Source organism: Streptococcus oralis (genome assembly GCF_965111685.1).
Lineage (GTDB): Bacteria > Bacillota > Bacilli > Lactobacillales > Streptococcaceae > Streptococcus > Streptococcus oralis_B.
Map to the genome: position 1 here is coordinate 1659450 of NZ_OZ217340.1, position 16876 is coordinate 1676325.

The following is a 16876-nucleotide window of genomic DNA, read 5'->3' on the forward strand; positions in this document are numbered from 1 at the left end:
GTATAATAAATAGAAAACGACACTAGAAAGGGATTGGAATGCTCATATTTCCATTGATAAATGATTTGTCCAGAAAAATCATCCATATCGACATGGATGCCTTTTTTGCTGCGGTGGAAATAAGAGATAATCCTAAGTTAAAGGGCAAACCTGTCATTATCGGAAGTGACCCCAGACAAACAGGTGGTCGAGGTGTAGTTTCTACCTGTAGCTACGAGGCACGAGCTTTTGGTGTTCATTCAGCCATGAGCTCTAAAGAAGCTTATGAACGTTGTCCCCAAGCTGTCTTTATCTCAGGAAATTATGAAAAGTATAAGACTGTAGGACTTGAGATTCGAGCTATTTTTAAACGCTACACTGATTTGATTGAACCTATGAGTATTGACGAGGCCTACTTGGATGTGACAGAAAATAAACTCGGTATCAAGTCAGCCGTCAAAATAGCTCGTCTCATCCAACAGGATATCTGGCAGGAACTACACCTGACTGCTTCTGCAGGTGTTTCTTATAACAAATTCCTAGCTAAAATGGCTAGTGACTATCAAAAACCACATGGTTTGACAGTGATTCTTCCAAATCAGGCCCAAGACTTTCTCAAACAAATGGACATTGCTAAATTCCATGGCGTGGGCAAGAAAACAGTTGAACGCCTTCATGAAATGAGCATTTATACTGGCGCAGACTTATTGGACGTCTCAGAAGTTACTTTAATCGATCGCTTTGGCAGACTCGGTTTTGACCTTTATAGAAAAGCTCGTGGTATTCACAATTCTCCGGTCAAGTCCAATCGCATCCGCAAATCAATCGGGAAGGAGAAAACCTATGGTAAGATTCTCCAGGATGACGAAGATATCAAAAAAGAGCTAACTCTACTCTCTGAAAAAGTAGCTCTCAATCTCAGCACGCAGGACAAGGCTGGAAAAATCATTATCCTAAAAATACGATATGCTGACTTCTCCACTCTGACTAGACGAAAAAGCCTCCCACAAGCTATACAGGACGCTAACCAAATTGCGCAAACCGCCCTTCAACTCTATGAAGAACTAGCTGAAAAAGAAAAAGGTATCCGTTTACTAGGAATCACAGTGACAGGATTTTAAAAAGCTTGAAGGAAACTTCCCTCAAGCTTTTTTCTTATACAAATAAACGCACAAAACTATAGAGCAACAAGACACTACCGAGTACGATACGGTATTTACCAAAGAGTGTAAAGTCGTGTTTCTTCACATAGCTTGTCAAGAAACGAATGGCAACCATGCTGACTACAAAGGCAACACCCATGGCAACCAAGAGCAAGAACAGTTGTCCAAAACTCAAAAGTTGACCTGCTTTAATAAATTTGAAAATCTTTAAAGCGCTGGCTCCGAACATAACAGGAATTCCGAGATAGAAGGTAAACTCTGTTACGACAGAGCGACTTGTTCCATTCAACAAACCACCAACGATAGTCGCACCTGAACGGCTCGTTCCTGGGAAGAGGGCGAGGACTTGGAAGAGCCCAATGTAAAGAGCTGTTTTATAAGGCAACTTGTCTAACTCTGTTACTGTTGGTTCAATGGCTTGGGCCTTATTTCGTTTTTCGAGATAGATAAAGGCAACCCCATAGATAATCAACATGACCGCAACTGAAACCATGTTATGGAAGTTGGCATCAAACCAATCATCTAATTTAAAGACTAATAGCAAAGGCAAGGTCGCAACGAAGACTTTTGACCACAATTGCCAAGTTCTACGAACTTCGACTTTAGTTTTACCAGGTTTGAAGGGATTAAGCTTGTTGAAGTAAATGACCATAACTGCTAAAATGGCACCAAGCTGAATGACAACATTAAACATGGACATGAAGGCTTCATTTTGGTCCTTGTATTGTACAAATTCTTCAACCAAGATCAAGTGTCCTGTACTTGAAATGGGCAACCATTCTGTAATTCCTTCAACAATTCCAAAAAAGATTGACTTCAAAATTTCAATAAAATACATACATTACTCCTTTTTCTGTCCTCTATTATAGCACAATTTCGGATGTTGCGATAGATTTTTTAGAAGGCGCCGATGCTACCACCGCCTCCGCCTCCTGAGAATCCGCCACCCGAACTTCCACTTCCAGAAGATACAGAGTAGTTGCTAGCTGTATTTGCGACAGCTGTGTATTGCTTGATTTGTGCAGTTGAGGCATGGAACTGTGTGTGCCAACCATAGGCTATATAAAGATTCAAATCTGGATTTTCAAGCTGAATATGGCGGACTTTCATTAACTTGCTCACCTTCTTGGCATAACCAAAGAGAGTCGCATAGACCAGTAGACGATTCCAAAGGACGATGCTCTCTAACTCGGCTTGATCCAGATGAGCGATATCCCGAAGCATATTTTCAAAACTCGTCCAGAGATAGAAGATCTCCGCTCCTTCCTCTGTTAGAACTCCATCGCGATAGGCTCCTCGCGTGGCAAGATAAACCCAGAAACTAGCCCCTAATCCTGTCAATCCTAAGAGTAGAAATGGGATTGAAAAGAAGCCATGTGTTTTCCAACTATAGTAAAAGAAAAGTAGACCACCTAGAGCCGTTATAGCTGAACAGACCCGCATCCCAAGAGCAAGACGGCGTTCCTCACTTGTCAAGGGACGATAATAGCTTGGAATACGAAGTACATGGACCTTATCCTTGACACAAGACTGAATGCGTTGTAGTCTTCTTTCAAAGGAACGCTTGAGGTGCATACCTGTTTCTCGGATATGTTTTTCATCTGACTCTTTAGCTCCATGGTACAAGCCAGATGAGACTTGGTAATCAGGAAATAAATCCGAAATAGCCAGTTCTTTCTTATTCGATAGGGTCATGCGCAGACATTCCTTCTCAAAATTGGATAAGCCTTTTTCACTGATAATTCGTAGATAAGGTTCATCATTCCCTTGAAAAATAGATAAATGGCCTCGATCGACTAAATCCAACAAGGTTGCTTGAATCAAACGTTCAAAAGTAAATTTGCCAAAACCTGATTTGTTTAGGGGATTGACTTCCTCTAAGGAAGTTGAATACACTGCTTCTGCTAAAACCATTGGAGGCAAATCCATCGGTGGTTCATAAAGCCTGTGATCTTTTGGAAAGACCTTTTTAATACTTGTACTCTGACGAAACATCCTATAGAAGAGAGGAACTAAAAGCAGGAGACTCATAAAAATGACGGGAAACACCCATTTCATCAAAATCTCACTTTGCGCTTTTTCTGTCGCTATATTGCTTTCAATCCGGTTAAAATTGGTTAAACGTTCTTTCTCTAATCCTTGATCTGGAGCTTCTGCAAAAGTACTTCTCGGCCAGTAAGCATGTAATTCGATTTGACTCTTTCTAGGAAGGTCTTTCATCTTGACATGATAGAGATTATTTGCTTTTTCAACACTAGAGTCCCTTAAGAGTTGGCCTGCATGAAAATAGAGTTTCTCTGCTGGAGTATCAGAGCTAACCTTAAACTCAATTTCTTTGATGTCTCCAGTACTATCTGTCAAGGGTTGCCAATTTAGCTCTGCGATATCCTTATATAAGAAGAGAAGATTTGTTAGTTTCCAGGTAACCGTTACCCGAACAGTATCTCCGGCATATCCAGCATTGTAAATTTTTACCTTGTAGCCGTCCTCTTCCTCCATAGTATAGTAGGAAATATTTTGCACAATTTTTCCATTTTTAGAGACCTGAACGGTCGGGTCAGAATCAATATCAAATTCTTCTGGCATTTTCCCAGCTTTTCCGAGTCCAACTAACTGACCATTATAATCATCTCCAAAGCGGTAGGTAATTGTTTCCTTAAAAATTGCAGTATTATCTGCATGAATATTCAAATCACCCTGATAGGATAAGATATCAAAGTCTACTGCAAAAACCAGGCTCGGTATAAATAATAAATAAGCAAATACCAAAGCCAACAGCCATCTTTTTTTCATAATCAATTCCCTTTCAATCTTTTTACCATTATATCATTTTTTATAAGTAAAGGCTTACTTGTATTGAAAATCTCGCTATTTTTAGATACAATAGAGAGAGTCATTTTTAGACTAGAAATAGGAGAAAACATGAAAAAATTATGCTTATCTATCCTTGCTAGCCTAGCCCTTACCTTAGGACTAGTTAGCCAAGTCCAAGCCGACGAATATTTACGCATCGGGATGGAGGCAGCTTACGCTCCCTTCAACTGGACCCAAGACGACGATAGTAACGGCGCCGTCAAAATCGACGGTACCAACCAATATGCCAACGGCTACGATGTTCAAATTGCTAAAAAGATTGCCAAAGACCTAGGCAAGGAACCATTGGTCGTGAAAACCAAATGGGAAGGACTTGTTCCAGCCCTTACTTCTGGCAAAATCGATATGATCATTGCCGGTATGAGCCCAACCGCTGAACGCAAACAAGAAATTGCTTTTTCAAGCAGTTACTATACTAGCGAACCGGTTCTATTGGTAAAAAAGGACTCTGCCTATGCAAATGCCAAATCTTTAGAGGACTTTAGTGGGGCAAAAATCACGTCTCAACAAGGTGTTTATCTTTATGACCTGATTTCCCAAATTCCAGGTGCCAAAAAAGAAACTGCTATGGGTGACTTCGCTCAGATGCGTCAAGCTCTGGAGGCCGGTGTTATTGATGCCTATGTTTCTGAACGACCTGAAGCACTGACCGCTGAGTCTGCTAACGCAAAGTTCAAAATGATCCAACCTCAACCAGGTTTCAAAACTGGCGAAGAAGATACAGCTATTGCCATTGGACTTCGTAAAGATGACAGCCGCATCAGCCAAATCAATGCGAGCATCGAAACCATCTCTAAGGATGAGCAAATGGCCCTCATGGATCGTATGATCAAAGAGCAACCTGTGGAGTCTACAACAACAGAGGAAGAAAGTAGTTTCTTTAGCCAAGTCGCTAAGATCCTTTCTGAAAACTGGCAACAACTCTTGCGTGGTGCTGGTATCACACTCTTAATCTCCATTATCGGAACCATCACAGGTCTCCTTATCGGACTTGCGATCGGGGTCTTCCGTACCGCTCCACTATCTGAGAACAAGGCAATGTACGCCCTACAGAAACTAGTCGGTTGGATTCTCAATGTCTATATCGAGATATTCCGTGGTACACCGATGATTGTTCAATCTATGGTTATCTACTATGGAACTGCCCAAGCTTTTGGTATCAACCTTGACCGCACACTAGCTGCTATCTTTATCGTTTCAATCAATACGGGTGCCTACATGACAGAGATCGTTCGTGGTGGTATCCTAGCAGTAGACAAAGGACAGTTTGAAGCTGCAACTGCTCTTGGTATGACCCACAATCAAACCATGCGTAAGATTGTCCTACCTCAGGTTGTCCGTAATATTCTACCTGCTACTGGTAATGAGTTTGTCATCAATATCAAAGATACCTCTGTATTGAACGTTATTTCAGTTGTTGAGCTTTATTTCTCAGGAAATACTGTAGCAACACAAACCTACCAATACTTCCAGACCTTTACCATCATCGCCGTGATTTACTTTGTCCTCACCTTTACCGTGACCCGTATCCTACGCTTGATCGAACGTCGTATGGACATGGATACTTACACTACAGGTGCTAACCAAATGCAAACGGAGGATTTGAAAAAATGACACAACCAATCCTTGAAATCAAACACCTCAAAAAATCCTATGGGCAAAACGAAGTGCTAAAAGACATTTCTCTCACCGTCCATAAAGGAGAGGTTATTTCCATCATCGGGAGCTCAGGAAGCGGAAAATCAACCTTCCTTCGTTCGATTAATTTACTAGAAACACCTACAGAAGGAGAGATTCTCTATCGAGGAGAAAATGTATTAGAAAAAGGCTATAACCTCACCCATTATCGTGAAAAACTCGGTATGGTTTTCCAATCTTTCAATCTCTTTGAAAACCTGAATGTTCTCGAAAATACGATTGTTGCCCAAACAACTGTACTCAAACGCGATCACTCTGAAGCTGAAAAAATTGCCAAAGAGAATCTCGAAAAAGTTGGCATGGGAGAACGTTACTGGCAAGCCAAGCCTAAACAACTCTCAGGGGGGCAAAAACAACGCGTGGCTATCGCCCGCGCTCTCTCCATGAATCCTGATGCCATTCTCTTCGACGAACCAACATCTGCCCTTGACCCAGAAATGGTCGGTGAAGTCCTTAAAATCATGCAAGACCTGGCTCAGGAAGGATTGACCATGATTGTCGTAACCCACGAAATGGAGTTCGCCCGCGATGTATCTCACCGTGTCATCTTTATGGATAAGGGCGTCATTGCTGAAGAAGGCAGACCTGAAGAACTCTTTACAAATCCTAAAGAAGACCGGACAAAAGAATTTCTTCAACGTTATCTCAGCTAATAAACAAAGACTGCATTTTTTATGCAGTCTTTTTAGTTTGTAATTGTAAAGAAAAGGCAGACTCGACTCAGGAATCTGCCTGTGATCACAGTTTAATCTTCAAATTTTTCATGATTTTTTTCATAGAAATCGATTAAACCAAGAGCTGTTTCAAATGAAATATTTTTAACTTTTGCGCGTCCTTGTGCTAGAGCAATGATAGACATTTCACGCGCATTCGTTTCTTTAGAGATACGGTAGCCTGTGATTTTCTTATCACGAACCCAGCCAACAACTGCTTCTACTTTTTCAAAGTTCGACTTAGCCATGTTCTTCTCATAAATTATTCTTACAATACTTAATTGTATACGTTTTTATTTCGTTTGTCAATAAAAAAACATATATTCGTCGTAACTATATTATTCTGCATATTTTTATTTGGCTTTTAAAGCCGATAATATATGAGTTCTTATGTCCTCAACTCCATTAGGATTTGCTGGTAGGAAGATTGTATTATTACCCTCTTTATCTGCAAAGTTATTCAACGTATCTAAATACTGGTTCGTTAATAGGATAGACATGATTTGTTCTTCAGTTAGCTCAACATTGGCTCCCTTTAACTCTTGGATAGAATCAGCTAGTCCGTCAACAATTGCTTTACGCTGCTCTGCAATCCCTACACCATGTAGGCGATCTTTTTCTGCTTCTGCTTCTGCTGCGGTCACGATTTTAATCTTATCTGCTTCAGCAAGCTCTTGCGCCGCAACTCTCTTACGTTGAGCCGCGTTAATTTCATTCATTGATTGTTTTACTTCAGCATCAGGTTCAACCTTAGTAATCAGCGTTTTGACAATGATATACCCATATGTAGACATTTCTTCAGCCACTTGTTTTTGAACTTCTAAGGCGATTTCATCCTTCTTCTCAAACAACTCATCTAGGGTTAGCTTTGGTACAGATGAACGCAAAGCATCTTCAATATAGGATTTAATTTGAGCTTCTGGACGCATCAATTTATAATAGGCATCTGTGACGTTGTTTTCATTTACTCGATACTGAGTTGCTACATTCATCGTTACAAATACATTATCTTGCGTCTTTGTCTCTACAACAATCTCACTTTGCAACAAGCGTAGTTGAACTCTTGCTGCAATCCTATCAATTCCAAAAGGAGCTCGTAAATGAATACCACTATTGCTCAACTTTTGGTATTTACCAAAGCGTTCTATGATAGCGACAGATTGTTGTCGAACCACATACACAGAACTAACCATAATCACTGATGCAATCACCACTAAAAACAATAAAACAAGTAAAATTTGTAAAACCATGGGAATCTCCCCCTTTCGTCACCCTCATTATAGCACCATCATCATTATTATGCAAATAATATGATAATAATTTTATTTTAGCTTAAACTAACATATTATACAACGTTTCGTTCCCATTCAAATTAATATAAGATGGGTCAAACTTTTCCATTCGATGAATCAATCCAGCATAATCATGCTTATTGGCAAGAGCTACCCCAATCAATACAGGGCCTGTCCCCTTGCTTGCTCGTTTGATATATTCAAAACGAGTGATGTCATCATTTGGCCCCAAAATGTCATTTACAAACTCTCGTAGAGCTCCTGGACGTTGTGGGAAATTCACTACAAAGTAATGCTTGATTCCATCGTAAATCAAGGCACGTTCTTCCATCTCTGGCATGCGGTTGATATCGTTATTTCCTCCAGAAATAATACAACAAATCGTCTTGCCTTTGATATAGTCTGATAAAACTTCTAAGGCTGCAACGCTGGCAGCACCGGCTGGTTCTGCTACAATACCTTGTTTGGAATAAAGATCAATCAAGGTTTCAGAAATCAATCCCTCGTCCACCCCAATCAGCGTTTCAACATTCTTACGGGTTGCTTCATAGGTCAACTGTCCAACTTTCTGTACAGCTATCCCATCAGCAAACTTATCAATTTCTTTGAGTTTAACTGGTCCCCCAGCTTCAAAGGCAGCTTTCATAGAGCGAGCACCATTAGCTTCTACCCCAATCACTTCAATGGTCGGGTTGGTTTCCTTAATATAAGTAGAAACACCGGCAATCAATCCGCCACCACCTACTGGTACAAGTACTGTATCAAAATCAATAGACTCTTTACGGGCTTCTTCAAGAATTTCATAGGCTACAGTCCCTTGGCCAGCCTGAACATGCGCATCATCAAAAGGATCGATGAAGGTGCGGTTTTCTGTCAGTGTAAATTCTTGTGCTGCCTTAGCAGAAGCATCAAAGGTATCCCCAACCAACTTGATTGTCACAAACTCTCCACCGAAAAAGCGAACCTGCCCAATCTTTTGTTGCGGTGTTGTGATGGGCATAAAGATCGTTGCAGGAATCTTCATCTCATTACAAGTATAGGCGACACCTTGGGCATGATTTCCCGCAGAGGCACAGACTACACCACGCTCACGTTCTTCTTTTGATAGTTGAGAAATGGCATAGTAGGCTCCACGAATTTTAAAAGAGCGAACTCGTTGCGCATTCTCCTTTTTGAGATAAATCTTTGCTTGGTATTTTTCTGATAAATAATGATCATATTCTAGTGGTGTATCAACTACTACACCACTCAAAACTTTGTGGGCTTTCACCACATCTTTTGCACTTAGCATTGTCTCCTCCTCAAATACTTTTCAAGATAAAAAACGAGTTAGGTACCCCCAACTCGCCTTCTGTCTCTCTTTACAAGAATTAATTGTAGATTTTGAATGCGTCGTCGTCATTTTTACCAACGAAAGGCATTGCTTTACGCAATTCTGCACCAACTTTTTCAATTTCAAGGTTAGCTGCTTGTTCACGGTAAGCAGTTAATTTTGGACGACCCGCCTTGTAGTCATTTACAAAGTCATTTGCAAATTTACCATTTTGGATATCTGCCAAAACAGCTTTCATGTTTTCTTTCACTTGCTCAGTAATCACACGTGGACCTGATACATAGTCACCGTATTCAGCAGTGTTTGAAATAGATTGACGCATTTTCTTGAATCCACCTTCATAGATCAAGTCAACGATCAACTTCATTTCATGAAGAACTTCAAAGTAAGCCAATTCTGGGGCATAGCCTGCTTCTGTCAAGACTTCAAAACCTGCTTCGATAAGGGCAGTCAAACCACCACAAAGTACGGCTTGTTCACCAAACAAATCTTCTTCAGTTTCTTCTTTGTAAGTTGTTTCAAGCAAACCAACACGAGCTGCCCCAACACCTTTACACCAGTCCATAGCAATATTTTTAGCATTTCCTGTAGCATCTTGGTAAACTGCGTAAAGAGCTGGCACACCAAATCCTTCTTCGTAAGTACGACGTACCAAGTGTCCTGGTCCTTTAGGAGCACACATGAAGACATCTACATCTGCAGGAACTTTGATAAATTCAAAGTGGATATTGAAACCATGAGCAAATCCAACTGCATTTCCAGCTTCCAAGTTTGGAGCGATTTCTGCTTCGTACAATTCTTGTTGGATTTCGTCTGGTGCCAAGATCATGATAACGTCAGCCAATTTAGTTGCTTCTGCTACTGTGTAAGTGTCAAATCCGTCTTCTTTTGCTTTGTCAAAAGATTTACCTGGACGCACACCGATGATGACATCACGACCTGAATCACGCAAGTTTTGCGCATGCGCATGTCCTTGTGAACCATAACCGATTACGGCGATTTTTTTACCGTCAAGCGCTGCTACTTTAACATCTTTTTCGTATTCCATTTGAACTGCCATAGTTTTCTCTCTTTTCTATTTTTTATTGCCTTATAGGCTGATTTAACAAACTTAAGTTATTTTTTATACTCATTGAAAATCAAAGAGTATTAGTCGCGGGTAAATCCAGTTGCACCCGTACGAGCGATATTTTTAATACCATATGGTCGAATCACTCGCAATAAAGCTTCACTCTTTTCAGCATTTCCCGTCATCTGGATGGTGATTGAGCTTGGAGCCACATCTACTACCGTTGCACGGAAAGGTTGGATAATGGCCAAGATTTCTGCACGCTTTTCAGCAGGAGCAGATACCTTTACCAAGATAACTTCTCTTTCCAAGTGTGGTTGATCTGTGATATCTCGAATGCGAATCACATCAATCTGGCGATTGAGCTGTTTAATGATTTGCTCTACTTCATCATGAGAAGCTACATCAATAATGATGGTGATACGTGACACATTGGGGTTCTCTGTCGCACCAACTGAGATACTCTCAATGTTGACTTGACGACGAGAAAGGACACCTGTAAAACGATTCAAAACTCCTGAACGGTTTTGCAATCTAGCTGTTAACATTCTACGCATGGAACTTCACCCCCAACATCTCATGATTGCTCTTACCAGCTGGTACCATCGGTAAGACCTGTTCCTTACGAGAAATGTCCACCTCGATAAACATGGGCACATCCTCTAGAATGACTTCTAGATCCTTCTCTATCGTCTCTGGATTATCAAATTTATAGTTTTTGATGCCGTAAGCCTGCGCCATCAGCTGGAAGTCAGGAAGTGTATCAAAGACTGACTCGGAAGTTCTACCCTCATAGAAGGATTCCTGCCACTGGCGAACCATTCCTAGTGAGTGGTTATTCAACATCACGACCTTAATCGGCACCTTATAGATGTTTAGGATTGCTAGTTCTTGGTTGGTCATTTGGAAGCCACCATCGCCGACAAAAAGGATAACCTCTTTTTCTGGATTTGCAATCTTGGCTCCAATAGCTGCAGGAACTCCAAATCCCATGGTACCCAAACCACCTGAAGTGACTAACTGACGCTCATTTTGGTAAGGATAATACTGAGCTGTCCACATTTGGTGTTGACCAACGTCTGTGACAACAATGGCATCTCCATTCGTCAACTCACCGATTCGTTCAATAACGGCCTGAGGTTGAACCACACGTTCTTTCTTATCATAAGAGCGAACGCGGTTCTTGTCTTTAGTGACTTTTTCAATCCATTTTTCAGTATTGTTATGAACAGTTGGTTCTGCTAACAGCATCTGCAAGGCTTTCTTAGCATCCCCCACTACAGGAATATCTGCACTGATAATCTTACCAATCTCGGCTGGATCAATGTCGATATGAGCAACCTTGGCATTTTTAGCAAAGGTCTTAGGATTTCCGGTCAATCGGTCGTCGAAACGACAACCAATACTAATCATAAAGTCTGCTTCAGTCATTGCAATGTTGGCCGCGAAAGAACCGTGCATTCCTCCCATTCCTAGGAAGAGCGGATGACTCGTTGCAATGGTACCTTGCCCCAAAAGACTGGTGACTACTGGAATTTGGTAACGCTCAGCAAATTCATTGAGCTCCTTAGAAGCTTCTGCATAGCTGATACCACCACCTACTAACAAAACAGGTTTCTTGGCTTTTGACAATTGCTTCAAGATTTTCTTGATTTGCATGTCATTTGGATCAAGCGTCGGTTGATAACTTGGTAAATTCACCTCCGGTGAATAGATGAAATCTGTCTCTAGAGCTGATACATCCTTTGGCAAGTCAATCACAACTGGACCTGGACGACCAGTCGTTGCGATATGCACGGCTTCCGTAATGATACGGGGAATGTCAGCCGTTTCACGGACTTGGTAATTGTACTTGGTAATGGGCATGGTAATACCCACGATGTCCGCCTCCTGAAAGGCATCTTTCCCAATCCCTGCACGCGCCACCTGACCTGTAAAGACCAAAAGGGGAACGCTGTCGCTCATGGCATCTGCAATTCCTGTAATGGCATTTGTTGCTCCCGGTCCACTCGTGACGACGGCAACGCCCAACTTTCCAGTTGATTTGGCATATCCTTCAGCTTCGTGCAAACAACCTTGCTCATGACGTCCCAAGATGTGGCGAATACCTTTAAAATTGTATATCGCATCATACAAAGGTAAGACTGCACCACCAGGATAACCAAAAATGGTATCAATCCCTAAGTCACGAAGTGTTTCCAAAACCAGGTCCGACCCCGTCTTAGGAGATTCTAAACTGATTTTCTCCATTGTTCCCCTTTCTCTTCTCTTAAAAAAAATAGCTTGTTACTATCATACCATTTTTTCAAAAATTTTCAAGACAAAAGAGTCAATTTTCTGAATTTTCTATCTAAAAGTGTATTTATGAATCTTTCCCTCATTTTTATTAAGTTTTCTACGGAATTAGGAACCTTTGTTTACTTTAATTTATCGAATTAGAATATTTTCTTTCTGGATAAAATTAGTAATTCTCACACTTAGCGAGCAAATTTGTATACTATATTCAGCAAAAATGAATGGTTAAAGACAAAAAAAGAAGCCACTAAGTGACTCCCTTTTAGAGCGAGGACTGATTAGTCTTCACCTTTGTTTTTCTTAATGATTTCTTCTTGTACTGACTTAGGTACATCTTCGTAGTGGTCAAATACCATCATGAATGTACCACGTCCTTGAGATGATGAACGAAGAACTGTTGCATAACCGAACATTTCAGCAAGTGGAACGTAAGCACGAACGATTTGGCTGTTACCGTGTGCTTCCATACCATCTACACGTCCACGACGAGCAGTTACGTGACCCATAACATCACCAAGGTTTTCTTCTGGAACAGTGATGGTTACAAGCATCATTGGCTCAAGGATAGCTGGTTGTGCTGACTTAGCAGCTTCTTTGAGGGCAAGTGAAGCCGCAATCTTGAAGGCAGTTTCAGATGAGTCGACATCGTGGTATGAACCATCGTAAAGTTTAGCTTTAACGTCAACCATTGGGTAACCTGCAAGAACACCGTTAGCCATAGATTCTACCAAACCTTTTTCAACCGCTGGGATAAATTCACGAGGAACCACACCACCGACGATTGCGTTTTCGAATTCGAATCCTTTACCTTCTTCGTTTGGAGTAAATTCAATCCATACATCACCGAATTGACCTTTACCACCAGACTGACGTTTAAAGAATCCACGTGCTTGAGTAGAAGCGCGGAATGTTTCACGGTAAGATACTTGAGGAGCACCTACGTTCGCTTCAACTTTAAACTCACGACGCATACGGTCAACAAGGACGTCAAGGTGAAGCTCACCCATACCTGAGATAACTGTTTCACCAGTTTCAACATTTGTTTCAACGCGGAATGTTGGGTCTTCTTCAGCCAATTTTTGAAGGGCGATACCCATCTTATCTTGGTCAGCTTTAGATTTTGGCTCAACCATCAATTGGATAACTGGTTCTGGAACGTTGATTGACTCAAGGATGATTTTAGCTTTTTCATCTGTCAATGAGTCACCAGTTGTTGTATCTTTCAAACCAACGGCAGCAGCGATATCACCTGAGTAAACAGTGTCAATTTCTTGACGGCTGTTAGCGTGCATTTGAAGGATACGTCCGATACGTTCACGCTTACCTTTAGAAGTGTTCAATACGTAAGAACCTGATTGAAGAACACCTGAGTATACACGGAAGAATGTCAAACGACCTACGAATGGGTCCGTCATGATCTTGAAGGCAAGAGCCGCGAATGGCTCTTCGTCAGATGCTGGACGAGTTTCTTCTTCATCTGTATCTGGGTTGATACCTTTGATTGCTGGGATATCAAGTGGGCTTGGAAGGTAGTCGATAACCGCATCAAGCATCAATTGAACACCCTTGTTCTTGAAGGCAGAACCACACAATACTGGGAAGAATTCAACGTTGATAGTTGCTTTACGGATAGCAGCTTTCAATTCTTCGTTAGTGATTTCTTCACCTTCAAGGTATTTCATCATCAAGTCTTCATCAGTTTCAGCGACTGCTTCAACCAATTTTTCACGGTATTCTTGAGCTTGGTCAAGGTAGTCAGCTGGAATATCTTCTTCAAGGATATCTGTACCAAGGTCGTTAGTATAGATTTCAGCTTTCATCTTGATCAAGTCGATGATACCACGGAAGTCATCTTCAGCACCGATTGGCAATTGGATTGGGTGTGCGTTTGCTTGAAGACGGTCGTGAAGTGTGCTTACTGAGTAAAGGAAGTCAGCACCGATTTTGTCCATTTTGTTGGCAAATACGATACGTGGAACTCCGTACTCAGTTGCTTGACGCCAAACTGTTTCAGTTTGAGGCTCAACACCTGATTGTGAGTCAAGAACAGTAACCGCACCGTCCAATACACGAAGAGAACGTTGTACTTCGATTGTGAAGTCCACGTGTCCTGGTGTGTCGATGATGTTTACGCGGTGGTTATTCCATTGAGCTGTTGTCGCAGCAGATGTGATAGTGATACCACGTTCTTGCTCTTGCTCCATCCAGTCCATTTGTGACGCACCTTCGTGAGTTTCACCGATTTTGTGGATTTTACCAGTGTAGTAAAGAATACGCTCAGTAGTTGTTGTTTTACCGGCATCGACGTGAGCCATGATACCGATATTACGAGTTTTTTCAAGTGAAAATTCGCGTGCCATGAGGTTTGTTTCTCCTATTTATTTTAATTTCTATTCTATTATAACACGATTTTAATAAAAACGGATAGGCAGGACCTACCCGTTCTCAATGTTTATCTTGTTTTTGTTGGTTTCAACTTGTAGACAAGTTGAATTGAACTCGGGCTAGAAGCTTAAGTTAGCTGAGTTGAACTCAAGCTAAAAGTCTGGAGAAAAAGATGAATCTCATTGGTTGCAGTCGCAACCTTCTTCGATTCCCTATTTTCTCTTGGACTTTCTTAACGCTTTCGCATCCTATATTACCAACGGAAGTGTGCGAAGGCACGGTTAGCTTCAGCCATACGGTGAGTGTCTTCACGTTTCTTAACTGCTGCACCAGTGTTGTTCGCAGCATCCAAGATTTCTTTTGCAAGACGGTCTTGCATTGTGTGTTCACCACGAAGGCGAGCGATGGTTACCAACCAACGAAGTCCAAGTGTTGTACGACGTTCTGGACGAACTTCAACTGGGACTTGGTAGTTAGATCCACCAACACGACGTGCACGTACTTCAAGTACAGGCATGATGTTTTCCATAGCTGTTTCAAATACTTCAAGTGCATCGTTACCAGTAGCTTCTTTGATTTGCTCAAAAGCACCGTAAACGATTGAAGCAGCTGTACCACGTTTACCATCAAGCATAACGCGGTTGATAAGACGAGTAACTAGTTGTGAATTGTAAAGCGGATCTGGCAATACGTCACGTTTTGGAGCTCTATTTTTACGACTCATTTCTCTTTATCCCCTTTCCTTATGCTTTTGGACGTTTAGTACCGTATTTAGAACGGCCTTGTTTACGATCGTTAACACCTGCAGTATCAAGTGCACCACGGACGATATGGTAACGTACCCCCGGAAGGTCTTTTACACGTCCACCACGAAGAAGCACCACGCTGTGCTCTTGCAAGTTGTGTCCGATACCTGGGATGTAGGCAGTAACTTCGATAAGGTTGCTCAAACGTACACGAGCGAATTTACGAAGGGCAGAGTTAGGTTTTTTAGGTGTCATTGTTCCCACACGAGTTGCAACACCACGTTTTTGTGGTGAAGAAACGTTTGTTTGAACTTTTTTATGACTGTTGTAACCAACGTTCAAAGCTGGTGATTTAGATTTTTCTACTTTTGATTTACGCGATTTGCGAACCAATTGGTTAATTGTAGGCATCTACATTCTCCTGTGTTTTTTTATTTTTGGTGATGATACACTTGGTGACAGCTACCATCTGTGTGTACTTTTGCAACATTTGTCAGCACGTCCCTGTACACTTTTGAGAGACCAAAAGTAAAAAGTACCGTCTATTATTGTAACACAATTTTTCCTTCATTGTCAAGATATTTTTCATTTTTATTCTGATCTTTTCACTCTTTGACACTAGCTTTCACCGCTTTTCTAAACCAGAAAAGGAGGCAATTTGCCTCCTCCTTTCTAGTATGGATTTCCTTTGATTCAAGTTATCGTTTCGGAATTTTTTAACCCTTCTTATCAAAGCCAACCAGATTCTTTTGCAATGTTGGCTGCCTCTGTTCGATTACCAGCATCTAGTTTCGAAAGAATATTGGTGACATAGTTTCGGACGGTTCCATTTGATAGATAAAGCTGATCCGCGATTTCTTGATTAGACAAACCTTGAGCGATTCCCTTTAAAACAGCGATTTCTTGCTCTGTTAACGGATTGGGGTGCGTCATCACCACTTCCATCAATTCAGGCGAATATTCCTTGCGTCCTTCGAGAACAGTGTGCAAGGTTTGCATGAGGTCTGCAATGCTTCTTTCTTTCAAGACATAAGCATCCACTCCAGCCTTGACCGCACGTTCAAAATATCCGGGACGTTTGAAGGTCGTCACCACAACCACCTTTGTTTCTAGCTTTTCTGCTCGTATCCACTCCAAGACTTCGAGGCCTGTCTTAACAGGCATTTCTACGTCAAGAATGGCGATATCTACGGGCTCCTTTTCTAAGAGTTGGATTGCTTCTTGGCCATCCTTGGCTTGTAGGACAGACTCTACATCTGGTTGAAAGGTAAGCAACTGGCACATCGCATCTCGCAACATACTTTGATCTTCTGCAACAAGTAGTTTCAT

15 protein-coding genes are annotated in these 16876 nt (G+C 41.4%); 3 read left to right on the forward strand and 12 right to left on the reverse strand.

The window, feature by feature from the left end; genetic code table 11:
• Positions 1 to 38 precede the first annotated feature (38 nt).
• The gene (dinB, locus tag ACLV7H_RS08450) at positions 39 to 1100 is read left to right on the forward strand and encodes a DNA polymerase IV (RefSeq protein WP_411866930.1); all 1062 of its coding nucleotides are present in this window, start codon (positions 39 to 41) and stop codon (positions 1098 to 1100) included.
• 34 nt (positions 1101 to 1134) lie between these two features.
• On the opposite strand, the gene ACLV7H_RS08455 is transcribed toward dinB, so the two are convergent.
• Together ACLV7H_RS08455 and ACLV7H_RS08460 are read right to left on the reverse strand one after the other, a co-directional pair.
• Positions 1135 to 1980 carry an undecaprenyl-diphosphate phosphatase gene (locus tag ACLV7H_RS08455; protein ID WP_411866931.1) on the reverse strand — a complete coding sequence of 282 codons (846 nt, stop codon included), beginning with the start codon at positions 1978 to 1980 and terminating at the stop codon, positions 1135 to 1137.
• Between the two features lie 59 nt (positions 1981 to 2039).
• Positions 2040 to 3935, reverse strand: coding sequence for a DUF2207 family protein (locus tag ACLV7H_RS08460; RefSeq protein ID WP_411866932.1), 1896 nt, complete (start codon positions 3933 to 3935; stop codon positions 2040 to 2042).
• Between the two features lie 129 nt (positions 3936 to 4064).
• Between ACLV7H_RS08460 and ACLV7H_RS08465 the strand changes: the two genes are divergently transcribed.
• A complete protein-coding gene (locus tag ACLV7H_RS08465) occupies positions 4065 to 5630 on the forward strand; it encodes an ABC transporter substrate-binding protein/permease (RefSeq protein ID WP_411866933.1) in 1566 nt (521 codons plus the stop codon).
• The gene (locus tag ACLV7H_RS08470; protein ID WP_045593084.1) at positions 5627 to 6367 is read left to right on the forward strand and encodes an amino acid ABC transporter ATP-binding protein; all 741 of its coding nucleotides are present in this window, start codon (positions 5627 to 5629) and stop codon (positions 6365 to 6367) included. The genes ACLV7H_RS08465 and ACLV7H_RS08470 overlap by 4 nt, the downstream gene beginning before the upstream one ends.
• Before the next feature lie 92 nt (positions 6368 to 6459).
• On the opposite strand, the gene ACLV7H_RS08475 is transcribed toward ACLV7H_RS08470, so the two are convergent.
• The 10 genes from ACLV7H_RS08475 to ACLV7H_RS08520 form a co-directional block, all read right to left on the reverse strand.
• Positions 6460 to 6675: a hypothetical protein gene (locus ACLV7H_RS08475; protein ID WP_001130031.1), complete on the reverse strand. Its 216-nt coding sequence runs from the start codon at positions 6673 to 6675 to the stop codon at positions 6460 to 6462.
• A gap of 105 nt (positions 6676 to 6780) precedes the next feature.
• The gene (locus ACLV7H_RS08480) at positions 6781 to 7677 is read right to left on the reverse strand and encodes an SPFH domain-containing protein (protein WP_000244062.1); all 897 of its coding nucleotides are present in this window, start codon (positions 7675 to 7677) and stop codon (positions 6781 to 6783) included.
• Between the two features lie 82 nt (positions 7678 to 7759).
• Positions 7760 to 9010: a threonine ammonia-lyase IlvA gene (gene ilvA, locus ACLV7H_RS08485; RefSeq protein ID WP_000947300.1), complete on the reverse strand. Its 1251-nt coding sequence runs from the start codon at positions 9008 to 9010 to the stop codon at positions 7760 to 7762.
• Between the two features lie 79 nt (positions 9011 to 9089).
• The gene (gene ilvC, locus ACLV7H_RS08490) at positions 9090 to 10112 is read right to left on the reverse strand and encodes a ketol-acid reductoisomerase (RefSeq protein ID WP_000290683.1); all 1023 of its coding nucleotides are present in this window, start codon (positions 10110 to 10112) and stop codon (positions 9090 to 9092) included.
• 89 nt (positions 10113 to 10201) lie between these two features.
• Entirely contained in the window at positions 10202 to 10678 is a 477-nt protein-coding gene (ilvN, locus tag ACLV7H_RS08495; RefSeq protein ID WP_045593082.1) for an acetolactate synthase small subunit, read from the reverse strand.
• Entirely contained in the window at positions 10671 to 12371 is a 1701-nt protein-coding gene (locus tag ACLV7H_RS08500; RefSeq protein WP_045593080.1) for an acetolactate synthase large subunit, read from the reverse strand. The genes ilvN and ACLV7H_RS08500 overlap by 8 nt, the downstream gene beginning before the upstream one ends.
• 323 nt (positions 12372 to 12694) lie before the next feature.
• The gene (gene fusA, locus ACLV7H_RS08505; protein WP_045593079.1) at positions 12695 to 14776 is read right to left on the reverse strand and encodes an elongation factor G; all 2082 of its coding nucleotides are present in this window, start codon (positions 14774 to 14776) and stop codon (positions 12695 to 12697) included.
• A 278-nt stretch (positions 14777 to 15054) separates the two neighbouring features.
• Positions 15055 to 15525, reverse strand: coding sequence for a 30S ribosomal protein S7 (gene rpsG, locus ACLV7H_RS08510; RefSeq protein ID WP_000087873.1), 471 nt, complete (start codon positions 15523 to 15525; stop codon positions 15055 to 15057).
• A 19-nt stretch (positions 15526 to 15544) separates the two neighbouring features.
• Positions 15545 to 15958: a 30S ribosomal protein S12 gene (gene rpsL / locus ACLV7H_RS08515; protein ID WP_045593077.1), complete on the reverse strand. Its 414-nt coding sequence runs from the start codon at positions 15956 to 15958 to the stop codon at positions 15545 to 15547.
• 318 nt (positions 15959 to 16276) lie between these two features.
• Positions 16277 to 16876 carry a response regulator transcription factor gene (locus ACLV7H_RS08520; protein WP_000772063.1) on the reverse strand — a complete coding sequence of 200 codons (600 nt, stop codon included), beginning with the start codon at positions 16874 to 16876 and terminating at the stop codon, positions 16277 to 16279.